The organism is Chryseobacterium culicis, from assembly GCF_900108365.1.
In the GTDB taxonomy this organism is placed as follows: domain Bacteria; phylum Bacteroidota; class Bacteroidia; order Flavobacteriales; family Weeksellaceae; genus Chryseobacterium; species Chryseobacterium culicis.
In genome coordinates this window covers 779,524-800,811 of the sequence record NZ_FNWQ01000002.1, presented here as the reverse complement: position 1 = coordinate 800,811, position 21,288 = coordinate 779,524, and the positions used below count along the sequence as shown (strand labels likewise).

Here is a 21,288-nt window from a genome sequence, read left to right as displayed (position 1 = left end):
ATACATTAGCGTAATTTCCATTCTTTTTGGCATTAACATTGTAATATTTCGCTATCGAAATTGAAAAAGTGAAAGTAATGAAAAGTATGTTGAAAATGGCAGGGGCAGGAATTGTCCTGTTCATGCTGTCCTCATGTGTAGTGCATGAACCTCATGGAAGAAGAATGCCTCCGGGACACGCAAAAAGGTATTATGGCGGTAGTGCAAGATATTATGCACCTGGCCATGTGAAGAAAGTGTATATTTATGAAGAACGTGGTCATCATCACAAAGGCCGCGGTCATGGACATCACAGATAAAAAAGAAAGCACTGATAATTTCAGTGCTTTTTTTTAGGGTCAGTTATAATCTTGATTTTTTAGGATTCAGAAAGGTATTAAAAATCATTACTTCCTGCCCGAACTTTTTCTCAATTCTTTCAGAAATATTCAGAAGCTCACTTTGTATGAAATCTTCCCGCGTTTCTTCATTATCGAAAACCAACAGCAGGTTGTAATTTTTACCTTCTTCTATATAATCACTGTGCACCTCAGAAAGTATATATTGGTTGACATCCATCAGGTTTTCAGTCATTAAAACCAATGTTTCATCAATATAATTTTCCCATTCTTCGAGGTTATCTTTTGTACAGTGGAAAGTTATACTCAGTATGCCCATATTTTTATGAATTTTTAAGATTTTTTTGGATAAATTCTACAGCAAAAATCGGCATTTTTTTCGTAAATTAGCCCGTTAATAAAAATTGGAAATAAATAATTTTCAGCCTTACAGCTAAAGGTTTGAATATCATTACAATAAAATTTGTTTATGCAAAAAGAAGGAGAAAGACTGATTCCTATCAACATTGTTGATGAAATGAAGTCGTCTTACATCGATTATTCGATGTCCGTTATCGTTTCAAGAGCGTTACCGGATGTAAGAGACGGCTTGAAACCCGTTCATAGAAGAGTACTGTATGGTATGTATGGACTAGGGGTGTTTTCTAATAGAAAATATTTAAAATCTGCGAGAATTGTTGGGGACGTTTTGGGTAAATATCACCCGCACGGAGATTCCTCTGTTTACGATGCTATGGTAAGAATGGCCCAGGACTGGAGCTTACGTTATCCTCAGGTAGACGGACAGGGTAACTTCGGATCAATGGATGGTGACCCGCCTGCAGCAATGCGTTATACCGAGGCAAGATTGAAAAAGATCTCTGATGAGGTTCTTTCAGACCTGGACAAAGAGACCGTAGATTTCCAGAATAACTTTGACGACAGCTTACAGGAACCAACGGTAATGCCTACAAAAGTTCCTAACCTTTTGGTGAATGGTACTTCAGGTATTGCAGTGGGGATGGCAACCAATATGGCGCCGCATAACCTGTCAGAATCTGTAGATGCTATCTGTGCCTATATTGATAATAAGGAAATCACTATTGATGAGCTGATGCAGCACATCATTGCTCCGGATTTCCCTACAGGAGGTATCATCTATGGTTACGATGGTGTAAGAGATGCTTTCCATACCGGAAGAGGTAGAGTAGTTTTAAGAGCTAAAGTAAACTTCGACGAAATCGGAAACAGAAACGCTATTATTGTTACTGAAATCCCTTATCAGGTGAACAAAGCTGAAATGATCGCCAGAACAGCAGAGCTCATTAAAGACGAAAAAATCCCTGGTATCCACGAGATCAGAGACGAATCGGATAGAAAGGGACTTCGTATTGTATATGAACTGAAAAATGATGCCATTCCGAATGTAGTACTTAACTTATTATATAAATATACAGCACTTCAGACTTCTTTCAGTGTCAATAATATTGCATTGGTACACGGAAGACCGGAACAGCTGAATCTTAAGGACATCATTCATCATTTTGTAGAGCACAGGCATGAAGTAATTGTAAGAAGAACCCAGTTTGAGCTTAAAAAAGCAAAAGAAAGAGCACATATTCTTGAAGGGTTCATGAAAGTGATAGGAACTCAGGATTCCCTGGACAGAGCCATCTCTATCATCCGCCACAGCGCAAACCCTCAGGCTGCAAAAGAAGGCTTAATTGAGGCTTTTGAACTGTCAGATATTCAGGCACAGGCGATTCTTGATCTAAGACTGGCCCGTCTTACAGGAATGGAGCTTGATAAGATCCGCGATGAGTACGATGCAATCATGAAAGAAATTGCAAATTTGGAAGATATCCTTGCCAACGAGCCAAGAAGATTCCAGATCATCAAAGATGAATTAATTGAAATTAAAGAAAAATACGGAGACGAAAGAAGAACAGAAATTGATTATTCAGGAGGAGAAATGTCTATTGAAGATATCATCCCGAATGAATCCGTAGTTCTTACCATCTCGCATGCAGGATATATCAAGAGAACTTCACTGTCCGAATATAAAATTCAAAGCAGAGGAGGTGTAGGAAATAAAGCTGCTACCACAAGAGATTCCGATTTCCTTGAATATATAGTTTCTGCGACCAACCACCAGTATATGTTATTCTTTACAGAAAAAGGAAGATGTTACTGGCTCAGAGTATTTGAAATTCCTGAAGGCTCCAAAACAGCAAAAGGAAGAGCAGTACAAAACCTGATCAACATTGAACCGGATGATAAGATCAAGGCCTATATAAGAACCAATAACCTGAAAGATTCCGAATATGTGAATCAAATGAGCGTTGTGATGGTTACCAAAAACGGTACGATCAAGAAAACATCATTAGAAGCCTATTCAAGACCAAGAGTAAACGGTGTAAATGCTATCGAAATCAGGGATAATGACCAGTTGTTAGGAGCTTATCTTACAAACGGAACATCTCAGATCATGATTGCAACCAAAAACGGTAAATGTATCCGTTTCCCTGAAGAAAAAGTAAGAGAAGTAGGAAGAGGGTCCATCGGGGTGAGAGGTATTGCCATGGAAGACGATGATGAGGCTATTGGTATGATTGTTGTGAATGATGTAGAGAACGAAACAGTACTTGTAGTATCGGAAAAAGGATACGGAAAGAGAACTGCAGTAGAAGACTACAGAATTACCAACAGAGGTGGAAAAGGTGTTATCACCCTGAACATTACTGAAAAAACAGGAAATCTTATCGCTATTCAGAACGTAACCGATGAGGATGGATTGATGATCATCAATAAATCCGGTGTTGCCATCAGAATGGGAATGGATGAAATGAGAGTAATGGGTAGAAATACGCAGGGAGTGAAGCTGATCAACCTTAAGAAAAATGACGAAATTGCAGCCATCGCAAAAGTAGAAATGGATAAAGATGTAGAAGAAGATTCTGAAGAACTTCTTGAAGAAACAGAAGAAGGAGTAGTAGGAACACTATTTGATAACCAGGAAAATGATGCACCTCAGGCTGAAAATGAAAACGAAGCAGAGGAAAACGGGAGTTCTGATTCTGAAGAATAAATTGTACAATATAAATATAAAATAGTTATTATGAAGAAACTAATTTTAGGAATGGCTATCGTAGCATCTGCTTTTGCTTTTGGGCAGAAAAAAGATGCCAATGCTTTGAATGCTCAGCTTCAGGAAGCGAACAAAGTTGCTATGGATGCATACAATGCAAAAAACTATGCAGCAGCAGCACCGAAGTTCATTGAAGTTTATGACTTATTAAAGTCTAGCGGTCAGGACAACAAAATATATATGTATTATGCCGGACTTAGCCACGCTTTAGCAAATAACAATGACCAGTCTATCAAAATATTTACAGATCTTGTTAATTCCGGATTTACAGGAGTAGAAACTACCTACACTGCTAAAGAAAAGAAAACAGGACAGGTGGTAAACCTTGATAAATCTACCTGGGAGCTTATGAAAAAGAATTCAGACTATTCTGACTTCAAAACTGAGCAGACAAAAAGCATAGAACCGGACTTATATGAAACGCTTGCTTCATTACTTCTTAACGCAAAAAGCCCGGAGGCTCTTCCGGTTATTGAAAAAGGATTAGCAAAATTCCCGAATAATGCTAAACTTAAAGAAGCTCAGACAACAGCATATCTTCAGTCTGGAAACACAGATAAATTTGTTTCAGGATTGAAAGAGCAGCTTGCTAAAAACCCAAGCGATCCTACAAACTGGTATAACCTTGGAGTAATGCAGGCGAAAAATCCAGCAACGGCTAACGATGCTATTGAATCATTCAAAAAAGCAGTTGAGCTTAAGCCGGATTTCTCAGATGCTTACCAAAACTTAGTATATACTACTATTGGTGATGATGCTAAAACTGTAGGCCAAATCAACGCTTTGAGAAAAGACAAGCCGGATGAAGCTTCTAAATTGATCGACGAAAGAAGAGAGAGATTTACAAAAGCTTTGCCATACGCTGAAGGATGGTATAAAGCAAATCCAAAAAGCATTGATGCCGTTTCTGCATTAAAAGAAATTTACATGGTAACTAAAAACATGGATAAAGTTAAAGAAATGAAAGCGAAAGAAGCCGAGCTAAGCGGAGCTGCCAAGTAATCATTGAATAACTCAGTAATAAAAAGCCGGAACAGAAATGTTCCGGCTTTTGTTTTTCATAAAATTAGTTACTCAAATTACTTCAAAAACAGCTCTTTTATTGCGTATCGACAGCCGGAAATCCGTCATTCAGAATTTATCGTATTTATAGCAATGATCTGCAAATTTCTCCTACAGAAATTCTCTGTAATTCCGTATCTTTGAGAAAAATTTTTATAAGATGATCGAGTGGAAAACCGCCAAGGAATACGAAGATATTACCTATAAAAAATCTAACGGAGTAGCAAGGATTGCTTTCAACAGACCAGAGGTACGTAACGCTTTCAGACCTAAAACAACCTCAGAATTATATGATGCTTTTTATGATGCCTATGAAGATCCTTCCATAGGGGTTGTATTGCTTTCAGGTGAAGGACCAAGTCCCAAAGACGGAGGATGGGCCTTTTGCAGTGGAGGTGATCAGAGAGCCAGAGGACATCAGGGATATGTAGGAGAAGACGGAAGACACCGTTTGAATATCCTGGAAGTTCAGCGTCTGATCCGTTTTATGCCTAAAGTGGTGATTGCAGTGGTTCCGGGATGGGCCGTTGGTGGTGGACACTCACTTCATGTAGTATGTGACCTTACTTTAGCAAGTGAAGAGCATGCTATTTTCAAACAGACAGATGCAGACGTTACAAGTTTTGACGGAGGATACGGTTCCGCTTACCTGGCCAAAATGGTAGGACAGAAAAAAGCCCGTGAAATTTTCTTTTTGGGAAGAAACTATTCCGCTCAGGAAGCTTTCGAAATGGGAATGGTAAACAAAGTAGTTCCACATGCAGAATTGGAAGATACCGCATACGAGTGGGCTCAGGAAATATTAGCCAAATCTCCAACTTCTATCAGAATGCTGAAATTTGCCATGAACCTTACAGATGACGGTATGGTAGGACAGCAGGTTTTCGCAGGAGAAGCAACCCGCCTGGCTTACATGACAGAAGAAGCTCAGGAAGGAAGAAACGCATTCCTTGAAAAAAGAAAGCCCAACTTCGGAGAAGACCAGTGGATATCATAACATTAGTGATGAATAATAAGTAATGAGCAATATTCTTCATTACTTATTACCCATTGCTTATTACTTATAAATAGTATGACAGATTGGATAAAAGCCGCAAGGCTAAGAACTTTACCGCTTTCCCTAAGCGGAATTATTATGGGGGCCTTCATTGCAAAATGGAGACTTTACGGAGAAGGCGGAACATGGGACTGGAAGATCCTTGCACTCGCTCTTTTGGTAACGCTTTTATACCAGATTTTATCAAATTATGCGAATGATTATGGTGACGGTATAAAAGGAACCGATGCCAAAAGAATCAATGAAGCAGAAGCAAGAGCGGTGGCATCAGGAAAAATTACTGCAAAACAGATGAAAAATGCAGTCATTCTTTTCGCAGCATTATCTTTTATTGCTACCATTGCTTTGCTGTATGTAGCTTTCATTCCAGATTATATGAATGAATTCTATATCTTCATAGGATTGGGCGTAGCAAGTATTCTGGCCGCAATTGGATATACAGTCGGTAAAAAACCTTACGGATACATGGGATTGGGAGACATCTTCGTGTTTATCTTTTTTGGATTGGTTTCTGTATGTGGAAGTTATTTCCTCTTTACAAAAACGTTCAGCTGGGATATATTGTTACCAGGGACAGCTGTGGGAATGATGAGCATGGCAGTTCTTAACCTGAATAACATGAGAGACATCGAAAGTGATAAATTATCCGGAAAAAACAGCTTTGCGTTGAGAATCGGATTCAAAAATGCCATGATCTATGAAATGGTGCTGTTACAGCTTCCATTATTGCTGATCCTTATGTTTTTAGGAATAAATGGTTTCATGCAGGGACAAAACTACTACGTTTTCATCGTCATGATTCTGTTATTCCCATTATCAAAACTGAGGAGAAAGATTCTTTCTGTAAAAGAACCGAAAGAATTAGATCAATATCTAAAGCAGGTAGGAATCATGACATTTGTAATGGCTATTCTTACAGCAGTCGGACTTAATTTATTTAAATAATTTAAAATAAACCACCTATGAATTCCAGTGTCTATGTTGAAGCTCAAATGCTGATCAGAAAACCCATTGAGGATGTTTTTGAAGCATTCATCAATCCGGAAGTAACCACTCATTTCTGGTTTACAAAATCTACCGGAAAGCTGGAAGAAGGTAAAACCATTACCTGGGAATGGGAAATGTACGGCGTGAAATCTGTTGTGAATGTTCACCAGATCATCCCGAACCAACTCATCAGAACGGAATGGGGAGATCCTTCAACAAAAGTAGACTATGAATTCAAAGCCATGGAAAAAGGAACTCTGGTTATCATTAAAAGCTACGGATTCAGCCAGACAGGCGAAGAGCTGTTAAAAGTAATTAATGATAATACAGGAGGTTTTACCACCGTTTTAGACGGCTGTAAAGCTTATCTGGAACATGGAATTAATCTAAGACTGATTGAAGATAAATTCCCACAGAAATAATAAATTAAAGAAAACACGAATGACGCGGATGCTTTCACAAATATCACTACTCTCATGGTGCTGTTTATGAAATTATTTGAGTCATTTGTGTTTAATAATAATTGAAATTAAATTTAAAATGAAAATACAATTCTTAGGGCAAAACTGTTTCCTGTTCACGTACAAGGACAAAACAATTTTGAGTGACCCTTTTTACAACTACAAAAAAGCAGAGTCAGGCTTTGATATTGCTGCTCAAAAAATCGACTACATTCTGCTGACTCATGCGCACGGTGACCATATTGCTGATGTAGCAGAAGTATTGCAGCATTATCCGGAAGCTACCATTATTGGAGTTCCGGAAGTATGCGGTTATTTCCAGCAGGCCAAAAACAAAGACGATGTAAACTTAGGAGGATCGGCTAAAATCGACGATCTTAAAATTTCCATGGTTCCGGCCCATCATACAAGTTCTTTTCCGGATGGCAGCTATGGAGGCTTTGCTGTAGGGTATATCTTCAGACTTCCTGAAGGTAAAAACATCTATCTGGCAGGTGATACAGGAGTAATGGCTGATATGGAGCTGTTCCCGAGACTATACGGAAATATTGATCTGTCTATTCTTCCCATTGGAAGCCACTACACCATGTGTCCAAGAAAAGCTTCTTTTGCAGCGGCAGAGCTGTTAAAAACACCGAAAGTAATCGGATGTCACTTTGATACTTTCCCTGCTATAGAAATCAACCATGAAAGTGCATTAAAGCATTTTGCCGATAAAAATGTAGAACTTGTTTTACCAAAATTAGGAGAAACTTTCGAATTTTAATCAATAACTGAACCGGAGGTAATCTGAAAATTAGAAAAATGAAAATGATGCGTAAAGTATTAAAAACAAAAAAAGATAATTATCAAATTACCTCTCTTCTTACTTTAAGACAAAAAAAAATGGCAAGCTACCTAAATCACACCGCTACGACCGATTACCTTTGCTGCGTTCCCACCCTGGAGGATTCTCAGGAGCTGGTTGTTTAGGACTTGCCGTTGCAAAGGTAGGAATATTTTATAAACTTCAAAACTTTATTACAGAAAATTAGTTGAAAAAATGCAGTGGTAAAGCTAAACGCCTGACATTTAGAGGGAAAATTTTTCAACTTTTTTCTAAAAAATTAAATATGACGAAAAGTCCATCAACACTAGGAATTATACTTTTTATCGCTACAATGATCGTTTTCTTTGTAGTATACACTTTTTTCTCAGGAATCAATTATTTTGATATCTCTTTGAAAGCCAATGCTTTTGTTTTGCCTCTTCTGTATGCCGGGGCAGCATTCTGGTCTGTAAAATCCTATTGGAACACCCATAGAGTAGTAAAATTCAAAGAGGCCTTCAAAAGAGCATTCGTCCCGATGTTTGTGGGAGGCATCCTTTCAATTTTCAGTATTTATGCCTTTTTAAATTTTGTAGACCCGGCTGCTAAAAAGCTGCTGAACTACCAGTATGTTCAGAGACAAAAATCTGAACTGGATACAGAATATACCTCTGCAAGAAAAATTCTGAAGCATCAGAAAGATATTGACGAGCTGGATCAGAAATACAAAGAAAGATTGCAAAGCTTCACTCCTGAGGCAGTTAAAGGAAAAGATATGCTTACAGCAAGTCATTTTTCAGGATATTTTGCAGCAATTCTTATATTTTACGTAGTTTTGTCGGTGTTTTTTGGAGCGTTTTTCAGAACAAGAACATTACATCAGCCCGAAGAAACCAATCAAGCCTAATTTTTATTAAAATTAAATGAATTTATCTATAGTTATTCCGTTACTGAACGAAGAAGACTCTCTGGAAGAGCTTTTCTCAAGAATTGATAAAGTATGCACAACCAGCAATTTATCTTATGAGATCTGGTTTGTAGACGATGGAAGTACGGATTTGTCGTGGAGTATTATTGAGAATATGAAAGTTCAGCATCCTCAGATCCACGCGATTAAATTTTCCAGAAATTATGGAAAATCCCAGGCGCTGCATGCCGCTTTTGCAAGAACAAACGGAGATGTGGTAATTACAATGGATGCCGATTTACAGGATTTCCCTGAAGAAATTCCGGAACTGTATAATATGGTGATCAATGATAATTATGATATTGTTTCAGGCTGGAAAAAGAAGCGTTTTGATAATGTAATGACGAAAAATATTCCGTCAAAACTATTCAATGCAGCGGCAAGAAAAGTTTCAGGGGTTTATCTTCACGATTTCAATTGCGGTCTGAAGGCCTATAAAAGACAGGTCGTAAAATCAGTGGATGTCTACGGAGATATGCACCGTTATATTCCTGTATTGGCTGCCAATGCAGGTTTCAGAAGAATTACCGAAAAAGAAGTACAGCACCAGGCAAGGCCGTACGGAACTTCAAAATTCGGAACCGAAAGATTTATCAGAGGGTTTCTGGATCTGATAACCCTTTGGTTTGTAAGCCGTTTCGGAGGAAGGCCTATGCATTTCTTCGGAGCTGTGGGTACTTTAATGTTTATTGTCGGTTTTCTTTCAGCACTCTGGTTAGGAATTTCCAAACTGATTGATGTGGCTAGAGGAATCTACGGACATTTGATTACCAATAATCCATGGTTCTATATTGCATTAACGATGATGATTATGGGAAGCCTTCTCTTCGTAGCAGGATTTTTAGGAGAAATGATCATCAGAACGAACCGCGAACATAAGAATTATAATATTGACGAAGTGATATAATGGAAGAAAATCTGCCAAAAATTTATTCTAAAAAAGCCATTTTAGGATTTTCTATTTGTTTTTCAACGCTTTTCGGAGGGGTTTTGCTATACCAAAATTTAATTGAGGTTAACAAAAAGAAAGAAGCATATACCGTATTGGCAATTTCTATTCTACTGACGATTATCACAGGAGTTATTGTAAACATTCCGGAAGAGCCTAAAAGTTCATTGGCTTATTTATGTGGTCTTGGTGGGGGATGCTTACTCTCTTATTACTTTATGCCAAAATATTTTCCGGATGAAGAAAAGTATTCAAAAAAAGCGATATGGAAACCTTTGATTATTGGGGTTGTTATTGTTGCAATGCTTTTAGCTTTAATCATTTATGGTGCTTCTTTGGAAAATAGCTAGAACAAAAAACTATACCTTTTATCAGTTATTATAGGCTAATAATGAAAGTATAATAAAAAGCACTCTGCAAAGACAGAGTGCTTTTTTGTATTTTGAACTTATCAGATAAAAAGCAAAAGAAAAGCATACAAAGAAATAGTCTTTTCCTGAAAAGCAGAAAATTAAAATTATAAGGCATTTTATTGTCAAAAGACAAAGATTTTTAGAAATTTTAATCCTATTTTTGTTCAAAAGTAATATTGAAAGTCCTTTGATAGACATGAAAAATGCTTTCAGAGATTTTCAGTAAAATCGTTACGATGATAATAGAGAATATTTAAAATTAAATATGAAAAAAGTTGTATACACACTAATGCTGATGGCAGTTGTTTCCTGCGGAAAAGTTTCTCCAAAAGGAAATATTGAAAAGAAAGATGTGGATGTTTCAGAGTTCGTGAATCTTGATCTGGAAGGAAAATTCCGTGTATTTTATGCCAGAGGGCCAAAGAATTTTGTAGAAATAGAGACCTATCCTAATGTAGCCAATAATCTGGACGTAGATGTAAAAGACAAGACGCTTTTCATCAAAGAAAAAAGGGGTACAAAAGGGGTTGATTTTTATAATGTGACGATTTATTCAAAATATAATCTGGAAAAAGTTGACGTTTCCGATTCTGTTGAAGTCAATATTTCAAGTGAAATCAAAACAGATAATTTCAGGCTTACTATGAAAAATAATGCCAGCTTCATGGGATCTGTGAACACGAGAAGAGCAGAATTGGAAATGCACAACAGAAGCCGTGCTAATTTCCTGGGATTGTCAAAAAACGCTGTCATCAAGATTTCAGATACAGCAAGTTTAATTGCACCTTACTGGAAAATTACCAACCTGAATATTGATTCTAAAAACGGAAATTATGCAGAAGTAAATGTAAAAGATTCTTTAAAAGGACACATTCAGAACACGGCAAAATTTGTTTATTACAATGACCCTATCAGAGCGTTCAAAATTGATAAAACAACGAAAGTGGAAAATAAAAAACTGGACTAAAACAGTATTATATAAACTAGCAACTAGCAACTAGAAATTTTACATACTATAAAAGAACAACATACAAATATGAATACATTAGAAAAAGCGAAACTTTGGTTAAGTGATACCTTCGATAAAGAAACAAGGGATGCTGTACAATTATTAATCGACAGCAATTCCCCGGATCTGGAAGACTCTTTTTACAGAGAACTTGAATTCGGAACAGGAGGGATGCGTGGGATAATGGGCGTAGGAACCAACCGCTTGAATAAATATACGTTGGGGCAGGCTACTCAGGGATTGGCCAATTATATGCTGCAGCAGTTCAAAGGAGAAGAAATTAAAGTAGCCATTGCTTATGATGTTCGTCATAACTCAAAAGAATTCGGAAAGCTGGTAGCAGATGTTTTGACAGCCAACGGAATTAAAGTATTACTTTTTAAAGATCACAGACCTACTCCGGAACTGTCTTTTACCGTACGTGACAAGAAATGCAACGGAGGTATTGTATTAACGGCTTCTCATAACCCGCCGGAATATAACGGATATAAAGTATACTGGAATGACGGTGCACAGATTGTTCCTCCTAATGACGAAGCGATTATCAATGAAGTATATTCTGTACAATTTGAAGAAATTAAATTCAACGGAAATGATGATCTGATCGAGTGGATCGGAGAGGAGCAGGATGATGTTTACATTGATGCCTGTATTGAAAATTCTACCTATCAGAACGTTGGAAAAGAAAATTTAAATATCGTTTTCACATCTATCCACGGGACAACCTATACAACGGTTCCCAAAGCTCTTGAAAAAGCCGGATTTAAAAAGGTAGATCTTGTAAGAGAACAGATGATTCCAAGCGGAAATTTCCCTACGGTAGACTCTCCCAATCCGGAAGAGCCTGCAGCATTGGAAATGGCATTGGATCTTGCAAGAATTACCAATGCAGATATTGTAATCGGAACAGATCCGGACGGGGACAGATTAGGAATCGCTGTAAGAAATCTTGACGGCGAAATGCAATTGCTGAACGGTAACCAAACCAATACCATCCTTACTTACTATATCCTGAATGAATGGAGAAAACAGGAAAGAATTACAGGAAAAGAATTTATTGGTTCTACGATTGTAACTTCAGATATCTTCTTTGATATTGCTCAAAAATTCGGAGTAGAATGCAAAGTGGGTCTTACGGGATTTAAGTGGATCGGAAAAATGATCCGTGAAGCAGAAGGTACACAGAAATTTGTGTGTGGCGGTGAAGAGAGCTTCGGATTCATGACGGGAGACTTTGTACGTGATAAAGACTCCTGTGGAAGTATCATTTTAGCTTGTGAAATTGCTGCATGGTGCAAAGCCAACGGTAGAACTATGTATCAGTACATGATCGAGATCTATCAAGACCTTGGAATGTATTACGAAGGATTAATTAATATCGTCAGAAAAGGAAAAGAAGGTGCTGAAGAAATTCAGAATATGATGAAAAACTTCCGCGAAAATCCACCAAAAGAACTGGCAGGGTCACCGGTAGAAGAAGTGAAGGACTTCAAAGAGCAGACAAGCCTTACCATATCCACAAACGAAAAGAAAGTAATGAACGATATTCCGAAGTCTAACGTTTTGATCTATTACACACAGGATGGAACAAAAGTGTGCGTTAGACCTTCAGGAACAGAACCGAAAATCAAGTTCTATGTTTCAGTGAAAGATTCCATTACCTCAGAGGCCGATTTCAAAGACAAATTAAAATCATTGGAAGCTAAAATAGGAGCCGTTAAAACAGATTTAAAACTGGATTAATTCTCCGAAAAAAGCAGATGATTAAAAAAATAACAGCAGTTTGCCTATTGTCTGCAGCTGTAGTTTCCTGTAAAAAGGAAGCTGCAGTTTCAGATACAAAACCGGTAAACGATTCGGCAGCTACAACGGAAAGCAAAGGAGATCATTACAAGCCGCTGGACACAGCCTGTTCATGCACCAACAAAACGGAGGATTATATTGCATCACTTCAATGGTACCGTACCAGAATCGAAAAAGAGATGGCTGGAAACAGTCCGGAACAGAACGATAAAGCGTACGAAGATTATGTAAAAATAAGAGGAAAGTATACAGAATGTCTGATGAACCTGCATACAGATGTCTTAGATAAATATGTGAATTATTATAATGGTGATAAAGATCAGTACATTTTTCCGGATAACGTTAAGAAAATAGCTTCAGAACTGAAAAAAGCTGGTCTTGAATTCAGGGAAGTAGGAGAAGGGATGACCGAAATATGGACTACTCCGGGATATTATTCTTCTCTTTTTAAGAGTAAAGTAACGCCGGATTATAAAGCTTATATTTCGCAGACTGATAAAGAAAGTGAAACCAATTATGCAGCAGATGCAGGATTGATGATCAGCTGGGAGCAATTGGGAGACAGACTGATGTTCTGGGAAAATTTTATGAATACATATCCTCAGAGCAAGCTGATAAAGACCGTACAACAAGACTATAACTACTACCTGTCCGATTATCTTCTGGGAATGGATAATACACCTACCTACGAAAGAGAGCCAGACAAGGGAACCGGAAAACTAAACGATGAAAACAGAATGGAATTCAACAGGATTATCAAAAAATATCCGAATTCCAATACGGCAAAAAAAGCAAAAGAAATAATGATTCTTTTTGATGCGCAAACGCCTGTAGATCAAATATACGAGAGGATCAATGGAGAACGATAATATTAGTAAATTTTAAATAAGAAAAAAAGTGAAAGTTTCAAAATTAGCAGCGAACCTGATCGGTTCAGAAATTGTAAAAATTGGTAACGAAGTAAATGAACTAAAAGCGAAGGGAGCGGAAATTGCCAATCTTACTATTGGTGATCTGAATTCTAATATCTATCCTATTCCGGCATTGCTGAAGGAAGAGATTCAGAAAGCATATCAGAATAATCTGACCAACTATCCTCCTGCCAACGGACTTTTATCTTTAAGAAAAGAAGTTTCCAAAGACCTTAAAAAAAGATGGAACCTGGATTACTCTCCGGAAGATATCCTGATCACAGCAGGATCAAGACCTTTGATCTATGCCGTGTACAAAACCATCGTAGATGAAGGCGATAAAGTAGTTTATCCTACACCATCCTGGAACAACAATCATTATGCTTACCTTACTTCAGCCAACGCGGTAGAAGTAAAAACAAAACCGGAAACCAACTTCCTTCCAACAGCAGATGATTTAAGACCTCATTTGGATGGAGCCGTATTACTGGCATTATGTTCACCGCTGAATCCTACCGGAACCATGTTTACAAAAGAGCAGCTTTCAGAAATCTGCGAACTGGTCATTGCTGAAAACAAAAAAAGAGGAGCAGATGAAAAACCGTTGTACTTAATGTATGACCAGATCTATTCTTGCCTTACTTTCGGTGCTGAGCACGTAGATCCGGTTTCTCTTTTCCCTGAAATGAAAGATTACACCATCTATATCGACGGTATTTCAAAATGCCTTGCAGCAACAGGAGTACGTGTGGGATGGGGATTCGGGCCTGCGCACATCCTTGATAAAATGAAAGCGCTTCTTACCCACGTTGGAGCATGGGCACCGAAACCGGAACAGGAAGCAACCGCTAAATTCTATGAAAATCACGAAAATGTAGATACTTTCGTTAATGATTTTAAAACTAAACTGGAAGAAAGCCTGAAAGTTCTTCATAACGGAGTTCAGGATTTAAAAGGAAAAGGACTTGCTGTAGACAGTATTGAACCAATGGGAGCTCTTTATCTTACAATTAAATTAAATTACATCGGAAAAACAAAACCGGACGGATCCCTAATTGGAAACTCTTCAGATCTTGTATTTTACCTAATTAATGAGGCAGGAGTGGCGTTAGTACCATTCTCAGCTTTCGGAGAAGAAAAATCAGAACCTTGGTTCCGTGCTTCTGTAGGAGGTTTGGCTGTAGATGAAATCAAAGTGATGCTTCCAAAACTGGAAAGTGCTTTGAACAAATTAAAGTAATTTTAAAATACAATATAAGCTTCGACTCTGCCCGGCATGACATTGTTTGATCTCAAAAGAGCATTCGCTATGTCACGCTGAGCGGAGTCGAAGCGTTTTTATATTCTATAAAACCATGAAAGCTCCACGGAAATCCTTTCTTGAAACAAAATATGTGTTTTTTTCAACGCTGGCGATCATCACGATAGTAATACTAAGTGTATGGCTTTCAGGGAAAGCAGATCATCGTTCCCTGTTTCAGAATTCAATCCTGTCAACATCCGTTTTGGCCGGGGCATTTTTCCTGTTCATCAGTGTAGGGCTTTATTCCGGCTTAAAATTAAAAGACAATGTAGGAAATATTTTAAACAAAGAAAGAATACAAAGGTATGCAGATAAAACACCAAAATTTAATGGTTTCGAGATTGATATTCCTGATGCCGGTGATGGTATAGGAGGCGCTATTCTTTCCATTCTTGCATGGATTATAATTTCTATTCTGCTCATTTTTCTTTCTTATTTTTTCGGACTTTTCTTTTGGTCAGCCGTATTCTTGCTGTTTGCAGCTTTGTACTGGGTCTTTTTTAGAGCGCTTAGACTGGTTTTTAAAAACTCCGGAAAGTGTAAAGGAGATTTGCTAAAAAGCTTTGCATTCGGACTTTTTTACTCTTTTCTCTATATTTCCTGGATGTACGGAATTATTTTTTTGATTAAATATTTAAACTGAAGCTGCGTTTATTTATAAAAAATTAAATAAATATTAAAAATCAAACAAGTTCTTTGTACTAAGCTCAACTAGGGATTACCTTTGGGCTTTTACACACTTAAATATAATAAAGTCGAAAATTACACGATGAAAAAACTGAGATTTCTACTCTTACCAGTTTCCATATTGGTATGCTCACAAGAGGTTGATACATTGAAGGTAAAAGAGCTTCCAAAAGAACTGGAAATGCCAAAAGTACAAACCTACACCCTAAAAGACGGATCTGTCCGGACCTATCCAAAGCCGAAATTACTGGATTTTGTAACCAAATTACCCAGAAACTTTATCAACACCAATAAAGATTTCGTAGCCCAGGATCATGCCTATTATCTGGGAGGAGCTGTTGCTGCCACACTAATCCTTTTGCCATTTGATCAGAAACTGATCGACAACTCCAGAGAACTGGCAGAACGATGGGGAATGGATAAAGATAATAATTACTCCAAAGTAGGCGGTGTCTTTAAGATTCCGAAAGATATCGGATCTACATTGTACCTGATAGGAAATGGTTCCACATTGGTACTATTAGGAATTGGTTTCGGGACGTACGGATTGATCAAAAATGATTACAGAGCTCAGGCTACAGCCAGTGGACTGATGGAAAGTTTAATCCTTTCCGGTGTTTTTACCCAAACTCTTAAAAGAATTACCGGAAGAGAAAGTCCGTTTATTGCGGAAGAATACGGACATAAAGGAGGTGCGTGGAATCCGTTTCCAAGTTTTTCAGCATTTGGAAAAAACACCTCGAACTATGATGCAATGCCATCCGGGCATTTAACTACTTTTATGGCAGGTCTCACGGTGATTGCAGACAATTATCCTGATGCAAAATGGATCAAGCCTGTAGGATATACACTGGCAGGTGCATTATGCTTTCAGATGATGCAGAGTAAGGTGCACTGGGCTTCAGACTACCCTTTAGCTTTATTAATGGGATATTTTATAGGGAAAACCATCTCAAAAAGCAGATATACATCTTCAGAAGGAACAATCGGTAAAACAAAATATAATCTCAACTTTACCGCATCCCGCCAATGGGAATACAATATGGTAGGAGTAAAACTCTCTTTTTAAACTTTTGAAATCTATGTTTTGTTAAGCAGATAAGATACTTTTCACTACATTTGGTCTCAGGATAAAGGTATTATTCCGGCTTTTATAAGTCCAGGAATAAAACGTATTGATTTAAAAGGAATTACTTAATATTGTATTGAATGAAAATTATCGCTGTCATCCCTGCCCGTTACGAAGCAAGCCGCTTTCCGGGGAAACTTATGCAGATTTTAGGAGAAAAAACCGTAATCACGACTACCTATCAGAACGTAGTGGAAACCGGTCTTTTTGATGAAGTATTTGTCGCCACAGATTCCGAAATTATTCTTGATGAAATCGTTAAAAACGGTGGAAAAGCTGTCATGACAGGACAGCACGAGACCGGAAGCGACCGTATTGCTGAAGCTGTACAGAACATAGACTGTGATATCGTGATCAATGTTCAGGGAGATGAACCTTTCCTGAAACTGGAGCCATTACGTCAGCTGATCGAAGTTTTTAAAAATGATGACCAGCAGGAAATCTCTTTAGCATCTTTGAAAATTCAACTGCACGAAAAAGAAGAAATTGAAAATCCAAACAATGTAAAAGTAATTACTGATAATAATGGCTTCGCGCTGTATTTCAGCCGTTCCGTTATTCCTTTTCACAGGGAAATTTCTTATGAGGTAAGCTATTTTAAACACATTGGAGTTTATGCCTTCAGAAAAGAAGCCTTGCTGCAGTTTTCAACACTGGCTATGAAGCCATTGGAAATATCCGAAAAGATTGAATGCATCCGTTACCTGGAATACGGAATGAAAATCAAAATGATAGAAACCAATTTTGTGGGCGTAGGAATAGATACGCCGGAAGATCTTGAAAAAGCCAGAAAGTTACTCTAAAATTGATGTCGAAGTAAATAGGCAGAATCCTTTCGCTTTTCCTGTCTTTTTGCAATTTCACATAAATCCCCCTATATTTGAATTTATAAAAAAAATTAATGAAGAAGTTATTATTAGTATTTGGACTGGTATTTTCGCATGTAATATTCGGACAGACCGCTAAGGAGATTATTGACAAAAACATTGAATTATCCGGAGGGTTAACCAATTGGAAACTGTTAAATTCCGTATTGCTTCAGGGAAAAGTAGTATTGGGAATCAAAGATGAATACCCGATACGAATTTTTCAGCAGCGTCCAAATCTTACTAAAACATTAATTACAACCGGAGGAAAAGAAACCGCCATTGAAGGTTTTGACGGATCCAAAGGATACGCAATGAACTATGCGGCAAACAAACTTCAGGAATATCCCGAGTATGTGCCGGAAAGTTTTGATAATGATTTCATTGATTGGGAAAACAAAGGTTTTGATGCCAAATACCTGGGAAAAGAAAAAGTGGGAGAGATCTACTGTCATAAAGTGGAGCTTACCAAGAATGTTAATAAGAACATGTATTATTTTGATACAAAAACTTATATGCTGATTAAAGAAGTGAAAAAAGATGAAACGCTTGTCTATTCTGACTTTAGAAAAGTAGGAAACCTTACAATGCCTTTCAGAATAGAGTCTTCCAGCACCAAAAAAGACGGAGATTATGTGATGTTATTAAACAGAATAGACATCAACAAAGTGTTTCCGGCTAATATTTTCAAGTTTTAATTCAACTGCAGTTCACTGTATAACATGATAAAAAATGAAAAAAATATTTTTAATGCTGCTTTCCTTCGTTGCATTCCTGCAAAGCTGCACCCATCAAAAAAGTGAAATTTCAAAAGCAAAAACCAACGAACTTATGGGAAAAACAATATATGACTTCAAAGTAGAAGGTCTTGACGGTAAAGAAATCAATTTTGCCGATTTCAAAGGAAAGAAAATTCTCATCGTCAATACCGCTTCAGAATGTGGATTTACCCCTCAGTATGCAGATCTTGAGAAGATCTATGAACAGTATAAAGACAAATTGGTAGTGGTAGGTTTTCCTGCCAATAATTTTGGAGCACAGGAGCCGGGAAGCAACACAGAAATCGGAGCCTTCTGCCAGAAAAACTATGGGGTAACATTCCCAATGGCCGCTAAAGTTTCTGTAAAAGGGGATGATACGGCACCCATTTTTAAATTTTTAACGGAGAAGGATTTGAATGGAGTAAAAAATACGAGCATCCTGTGGAACTTTACCAAATTTCTGGTAGACGAAAACGGAAAACTGATAGACACTTTTGTAAGTACTACAAATCCTAACGGTGAGGCGATTACAAAATATCTGAAATAATAAATTACTATATGGATTTTCCGGATCGGTTTGAAGCTTGCATTGTTAGTGGAGCAATTGGAGATGCGTGGGGAAGCAGCTATGAAAATGAAGTTGAAACCGATGATTCACAGATTTATTATTTAGGAAAAAAGAATATAAAGCAAAGAGTTTGGAGTATTACTGATGATACACAAATGACTTTGGCAACTTGTGAAATTTTGTCTGAAGGTAATTTTACTCCTGAAAATCTTATCAATAAATTTGTAGAATATTACGGAAGCCGTAAATTAACAGGAATTGGCGCTTCTACACTTAAGGCAATTTTAGATACAGAAGCCGGTATTCATTGGAGTCAGGCTGGCAGAATTGGAGAGTTTGCCGCAGGAAACGGAGGAGCGATGAGAATTGCTCCTTTTGCTTTTTTCTCAGATATTACAAGGCAAGACATTCACGATGCTTGTAAGGTAACACACAGAAATGATGAAGCCTTTTCTGGAGCTTTGGCTGTTTTCCTTTCTATAAAAGCAATCCTCAATTCTGATTGGAATGGAAAAAATAATCTTTTTGATATTATTATTCCAGAAATTCCTGATACCAATGTAAGAGATAGATTAATTGAAATTAATTCAACAGGAAATAATTTTTCAATTTCAGAAATATCAAAATTGGGCAATAATGGCTATGTTGTTAATTCAGTTCCTTTCGCTATTTACTGTTCAACCAAAATTATTGATTTAGGTCTGGAAGAAATGTTTAAACAAATTATAAGTTCAGGTGGAGATACAGATACCAATGCTTCAATTGCCGGGCAAATTGCGGGAACATTGATCGGAACTGAAAATATTCCCCATGAATTAATTTTGAAACTTAAAAAACTACCGGATTATAAATGGATCAAGCCAATTATTGATGCAACAAAACAGAAAATTAGTTGAAGCATTATTCATTACTTTTTCTCGGCAAAACAAAAGATATTTCCAAGTTTGATGCTGGAGTAGCCGTTGCTTTTTATTTTTGAAGAATTAATCATTGCCTTTGCCAGAATATCGGTTGGCAGAGGCTTTTGACTTTCCAGCAATCCCAATTTATTCGCGAATTTGATAATCCTGCTGCCTAAAACTTCGCCGGTCCTTTCAGAATCTTTTCTTTCCAGCATTCCAGGCTTGAAAATTGTGATCTTATTAAAATGTAACTGTTTTACAGCTTCTTCCAGCTCTCCCTTCATTTTAGAATAGAAAATTTTAGATTGTGGATTTGCACCATAAGCTGAAACCAGAATATAATCTTCTACTTCATTTTCTTTTGCTGCCTTTGCAAATTCATACTGATAATCAAAGTCTACTTTCTTTTGGGCCTCTTTGCTTCCTGCATCTTTTAAAGTAGTTCCAAGACATGAAAATGCCACATCTCCTTTCACCTTATCTTTCCATTCGTCTGGCTTTTCAAAATTCACAACATGAACTTTAAGCTTTTCATTTTGAATATCAACAGGCTTTCTGACAAAAATATCCACTTCGTCAAACTCTTTGTCATTCAGTAACTGATTGACGAGATCTTTTCCTGTGGCACCCGTAGCACCTATTACCAGAGCTTTCATAATAATTGTGATTTTGTAAGATTATTTCTTTCTTAAATTTACTAAATTTGATCCAAAGATTAAAGAATTATATTATTTAATCAGGATTAATATTGATCACTTATTACTGATAATTGCATGGATGCCAATGATATTTTAGACTACTGTCTGGCCAAAAAAGGAGTTACAGAAAGTTTTCCTTTTGATAATGAAACGCTTGTACTTAAGGTAGATGCCAAAATGTTTTTACTGATGGGGCTTGAAAGGCAGCCGTTAGCCATCAATATAAAAACAGACCCCGAATGGAGTGCAGAGCTTCGTGAGCAATATCCCCAGATCACAGGTGCTTATCACATGAATAAAACCCACTGGAACTCTGTTTTGCTGGACGGTTTAAAAAGAGATTTGATCTTTAAACTTATAGACCACTCTTATGATCTTGTCTTTAAATCCCTGACAAAGAAGGTACAGAATGATATAAATGCTCTGTAAAGGAGGAAATTATTGAGGTATGAAATTTGTTATCTATTAATGGTGAAATATAT

General features: G+C 37.3%; 23 protein-coding genes and 1 other RNA gene. 21 read left to right on the top strand and 3 right to left on the bottom strand.

The genetic code is table 11. The annotated features are described in order from the left end of the window. Nucleotides 1–77 precede the first annotated feature (77 nt). Nucleotides 78–299, top strand: a complete 222-nt coding sequence (locus BLW74_RS09950) for a hypothetical protein (protein WP_089692261.1) — start codon at nt 78–80, stop codon at nt 297–299. Between the two features lie 43 nt (nt 300–342). Here the strand turns inward: BLW74_RS09950 and BLW74_RS09945 are convergent, their stop codons facing one another. Then, nucleotides 343–657: a DUF4286 family protein gene (locus BLW74_RS09945; RefSeq protein WP_089692260.1), complete on the bottom strand. Its 315-nt coding sequence runs from the start codon at nt 655–657 to the stop codon at nt 343–345. A gap of 150 nt (nt 658–807) precedes the next feature. Between BLW74_RS09945 and gyrA the strand changes: the two genes are divergently transcribed. From gyrA to BLW74_RS09915, 6 genes are all read left to right on the top strand, one after another. Further along, the gene (gene gyrA / locus BLW74_RS09940) at nt 808–3,405 is read left to right on the top strand and encodes a DNA gyrase subunit A (protein WP_089692259.1); all 2,598 of its coding nucleotides are present in this window, start codon (nt 808–810) and stop codon (nt 3,403–3,405) included. A gap of 30 nt (nt 3,406–3,435) precedes the next feature. Continuing rightward, nucleotides 3,436–4,467, top strand: a complete 1,032-nt coding sequence (locus BLW74_RS09935; protein WP_089692258.1) for a tetratricopeptide repeat protein — start codon at nt 3,436–3,438, stop codon at nt 4,465–4,467. Between the two features lie 220 nt (nt 4,468–4,687). After that, nucleotides 4,688–5,524: a 1,4-dihydroxy-2-naphthoyl-CoA synthase gene (locus BLW74_RS09930; protein ID WP_089692257.1), complete on the top strand. Its 837-nt coding sequence runs from the start codon at nt 4,688–4,690 to the stop codon at nt 5,522–5,524. A 75-nt stretch (nt 5,525–5,599) separates the two neighbouring features. Beyond that, entirely contained in the window at nt 5,600–6,529 is a 930-nt protein-coding gene (menA, locus tag BLW74_RS09925) for a 1,4-dihydroxy-2-naphthoate octaprenyltransferase (protein ID WP_089692256.1), read from the top strand. Nucleotides 6,530–6,546: 17 nt separating this feature from the next. Next, nucleotides 6,547–6,993 carry an SRPBCC family protein gene (locus BLW74_RS09920; protein WP_089692255.1) on the top strand — a complete coding sequence of 149 codons (447 nt, stop codon included), beginning with the start codon at nt 6,547–6,549 and terminating at the stop codon, nt 6,991–6,993. 118 nt (nt 6,994–7,111) lie between these two features. Further along, entirely contained in the window at nt 7,112–7,798 is a 687-nt protein-coding gene (locus tag BLW74_RS09915) for a metal-dependent hydrolase (protein ID WP_089692254.1), read from the top strand. Nucleotides 7,799–7,915: 117 nt separating this feature from the next. Here the strand turns inward: BLW74_RS09915 and ffs are convergent. Further along, nucleotides 7,916–8,013: signal recognition particle sRNA small type (ffs, locus tag BLW74_RS09910), an RNA gene on the bottom strand. A 131-nt stretch (nt 8,014–8,144) separates the two neighbouring features. Between ffs and BLW74_RS09905 the strand changes: the two genes are divergently transcribed. The 13 genes from BLW74_RS09905 (at nt 8,145) to BLW74_RS09845 (ending at nt 20,102) form a co-directional block, all read left to right on the top strand. Continuing rightward, nucleotides 8,145–8,747 (top strand): DUF4199 domain-containing protein, encoded by a 603-nt coding sequence (locus BLW74_RS09905; RefSeq protein ID WP_089692253.1) that lies wholly within the window; start codon nt 8,145–8,147, stop codon nt 8,745–8,747. 16 nt (nt 8,748–8,763) lie between these two features. Further along, on the top strand, nt 8,764–9,714 hold the full coding sequence (locus BLW74_RS09900; RefSeq protein WP_089692252.1) for a glycosyltransferase family 2 protein: 951 nt from the start codon (nt 8,764–8,766) through the stop codon (nt 9,712–9,714). Continuing rightward, a complete protein-coding gene (locus BLW74_RS09895; protein ID WP_089692251.1) occupies nt 9,714–10,106 on the top strand; it encodes a hypothetical protein in 393 nt (130 codons plus the stop codon). The genes BLW74_RS09900 and BLW74_RS09895 overlap by 1 nt, the downstream gene beginning before the upstream one ends. 328 nt (nt 10,107–10,434) lie before the next feature. Continuing rightward, complete coding sequence (locus BLW74_RS09890) at nt 10,435–11,136, top strand: GIN domain-containing protein (RefSeq protein WP_089692250.1); 702 nt, start codon at nt 10,435–10,437, stop codon at nt 11,134–11,136. Nucleotides 11,137–11,205: 69 nt separating this feature from the next. After that, nucleotides 11,206–12,921 (top strand): phospho-sugar mutase, encoded by a 1,716-nt coding sequence (locus tag BLW74_RS09885; RefSeq protein ID WP_089692249.1) that lies wholly within the window; start codon nt 11,206–11,208, stop codon nt 12,919–12,921. A 17-nt stretch (nt 12,922–12,938) separates the two neighbouring features. After that, the gene (locus tag BLW74_RS09880) at nt 12,939–13,850 is read left to right on the top strand and encodes an outer membrane protein assembly factor BamD (protein WP_139265722.1); all 912 of its coding nucleotides are present in this window, start codon (nt 12,939–12,941) and stop codon (nt 13,848–13,850) included. 28 nt (nt 13,851–13,878) lie between these two features. Further along, a complete protein-coding gene (locus tag BLW74_RS09875; RefSeq protein WP_089692247.1) occupies nt 13,879–15,132 on the top strand; it encodes a pyridoxal phosphate-dependent aminotransferase in 1,254 nt (417 codons plus the stop codon). Between the two features lie 115 nt (nt 15,133–15,247). Next, on the top strand, nt 15,248–15,838 hold the full coding sequence (locus tag BLW74_RS09870; protein ID WP_089692246.1) for a hypothetical protein: 591 nt from the start codon (nt 15,248–15,250) through the stop codon (nt 15,836–15,838). Nucleotides 15,839–15,964: 126 nt separating this feature from the next. Further along, entirely contained in the window at nt 15,965–16,951 is a 987-nt protein-coding gene (locus tag BLW74_RS09865) for a phosphatase PAP2 family protein (protein ID WP_089692245.1), read from the top strand. A gap of 140 nt (nt 16,952–17,091) precedes the next feature. Further along, nucleotides 17,092–17,814, top strand: coding sequence for a 3-deoxy-manno-octulosonate cytidylyltransferase (gene kdsB / locus BLW74_RS09860; RefSeq protein ID WP_089692244.1), 723 nt, complete (start codon nt 17,092–17,094; stop codon nt 17,812–17,814). 98 nt (nt 17,815–17,912) lie between these two features. Continuing rightward, nucleotides 17,913–18,575: a histidine kinase gene (locus tag BLW74_RS09855; protein WP_089692243.1), complete on the top strand. Its 663-nt coding sequence runs from the start codon at nt 17,913–17,915 to the stop codon at nt 18,573–18,575. A gap of 34 nt (nt 18,576–18,609) precedes the next feature. Continuing rightward, nucleotides 18,610–19,185: a glutathione peroxidase gene (locus BLW74_RS09850; RefSeq protein ID WP_089692242.1), complete on the top strand. Its 576-nt coding sequence runs from the start codon at nt 18,610–18,612 to the stop codon at nt 19,183–19,185. Between the two features lie 11 nt (nt 19,186–19,196). Then, complete coding sequence (locus BLW74_RS09845; protein WP_089692241.1) at nt 19,197–20,102, top strand: ADP-ribosylglycohydrolase family protein; 906 nt, start codon at nt 19,197–19,199, stop codon at nt 20,100–20,102. Nucleotides 20,103–20,113: 11 nt separating this feature from the next. On the opposite strand, the gene BLW74_RS09840 is transcribed toward BLW74_RS09845, so the two are convergent. Further along, a complete protein-coding gene (locus BLW74_RS09840) occupies nt 20,114–20,764 on the bottom strand; it encodes an NAD(P)H-binding protein (RefSeq protein ID WP_089692240.1) in 651 nt (216 codons plus the stop codon). A 117-nt stretch (nt 20,765–20,881) separates the two neighbouring features. Between BLW74_RS09840 and BLW74_RS09835 the strand changes: the two genes are divergently transcribed. Continuing rightward, nucleotides 20,882–21,235 carry an MmcQ/YjbR family DNA-binding protein gene (locus BLW74_RS09835; protein WP_089692239.1) on the top strand — a complete coding sequence of 118 codons (354 nt, stop codon included), beginning with the start codon at nt 20,882–20,884 and terminating at the stop codon, nt 21,233–21,235. Nucleotides 21,236–21,288 lie beyond the last annotated feature (53 nt).

Excerpts from the sequence above, each read along its gene's own strand:
- kdsB (WP_089692244.1), top strand. The coding sequence starts at position 17,092 with ATGAAAATTATCGCTGTCATCCCTGCCCGTTACGAAGCAAGCCGCTTT.
- BLW74_RS09950 (WP_089692261.1), top strand. The coding sequence starts at position 78 with ATGAAAAGTATGTTGAAAATGGCAGGGGCAGGAATTGTCCTGTTCATG.
- BLW74_RS09870 (WP_089692246.1), top strand. The coding sequence starts at position 15,248 with ATGAAAGCTCCACGGAAATCCTTTCTTGAAACAAAATATGTGTTTTTT.
- BLW74_RS09840 (WP_089692240.1), bottom strand. The coding sequence starts at position 20,764 with ATGAAAGCTCTGGTAATAGGTGCTACGGGTGCCACAGGAAAAGATCTC.
- BLW74_RS09945 (WP_089692260.1), bottom strand. The coding sequence starts at position 657 with ATGGGCATACTGAGTATAACTTTCCACTGTACAAAAGATAACCTCGAA.
- BLW74_RS09855 (WP_089692243.1), top strand. The coding sequence starts at position 17,913 with ATGAAGAAGTTATTATTAGTATTTGGACTGGTATTTTCGCATGTAATA.
- BLW74_RS09880 (WP_139265722.1), top strand. The coding sequence starts at position 12,939 with ATGATTAAAAAAATAACAGCAGTTTGCCTATTGTCTGCAGCTGTAGTT.
- BLW74_RS09865 (WP_089692245.1), top strand. The coding sequence starts at position 15,965 with ATGAAAAAACTGAGATTTCTACTCTTACCAGTTTCCATATTGGTATGC.
- BLW74_RS09915 (WP_089692254.1), top strand. The coding sequence starts at position 7,112 with ATGAAAATACAATTCTTAGGGCAAAACTGTTTCCTGTTCACGTACAAG.
- BLW74_RS09890 (WP_089692250.1), top strand. The coding sequence starts at position 10,435 with ATGAAAAAAGTTGTATACACACTAATGCTGATGGCAGTTGTTTCCTGC.
- BLW74_RS09835 (WP_089692239.1), top strand. The coding sequence starts at position 20,882 with ATGGATGCCAATGATATTTTAGACTACTGTCTGGCCAAAAAAGGAGTT.
- BLW74_RS09930 (WP_089692257.1), top strand. The coding sequence starts at position 4,688 with ATGATCGAGTGGAAAACCGCCAAGGAATACGAAGATATTACCTATAAA.
- menA (WP_089692256.1), top strand. The coding sequence starts at position 5,600 with ATGACAGATTGGATAAAAGCCGCAAGGCTAAGAACTTTACCGCTTTCC.
- BLW74_RS09900 (WP_089692252.1), top strand. The coding sequence starts at position 8,764 with ATGAATTTATCTATAGTTATTCCGTTACTGAACGAAGAAGACTCTCTG.
- BLW74_RS09850 (WP_089692242.1), top strand. The coding sequence starts at position 18,610 with ATGAAAAAAATATTTTTAATGCTGCTTTCCTTCGTTGCATTCCTGCAA.
- BLW74_RS09920 (WP_089692255.1), top strand. The coding sequence starts at position 6,547 with ATGAATTCCAGTGTCTATGTTGAAGCTCAAATGCTGATCAGAAAACCC.
- gyrA (WP_089692259.1), top strand. The coding sequence starts at position 808 with ATGCAAAAAGAAGGAGAAAGACTGATTCCTATCAACATTGTTGATGAA.
- BLW74_RS09895 (WP_089692251.1), top strand. The coding sequence starts at position 9,714 with ATGGAAGAAAATCTGCCAAAAATTTATTCTAAAAAAGCCATTTTAGGA.
- BLW74_RS09885 (WP_089692249.1), top strand. The coding sequence starts at position 11,206 with ATGAATACATTAGAAAAAGCGAAACTTTGGTTAAGTGATACCTTCGAT.
- BLW74_RS09905 (WP_089692253.1), top strand. The coding sequence starts at position 8,145 with ATGACGAAAAGTCCATCAACACTAGGAATTATACTTTTTATCGCTACA.
- BLW74_RS09935 (WP_089692258.1), top strand. The coding sequence starts at position 3,436 with ATGAAGAAACTAATTTTAGGAATGGCTATCGTAGCATCTGCTTTTGCT.
- BLW74_RS09845 (WP_089692241.1), top strand. The coding sequence starts at position 19,197 with ATGGATTTTCCGGATCGGTTTGAAGCTTGCATTGTTAGTGGAGCAATT.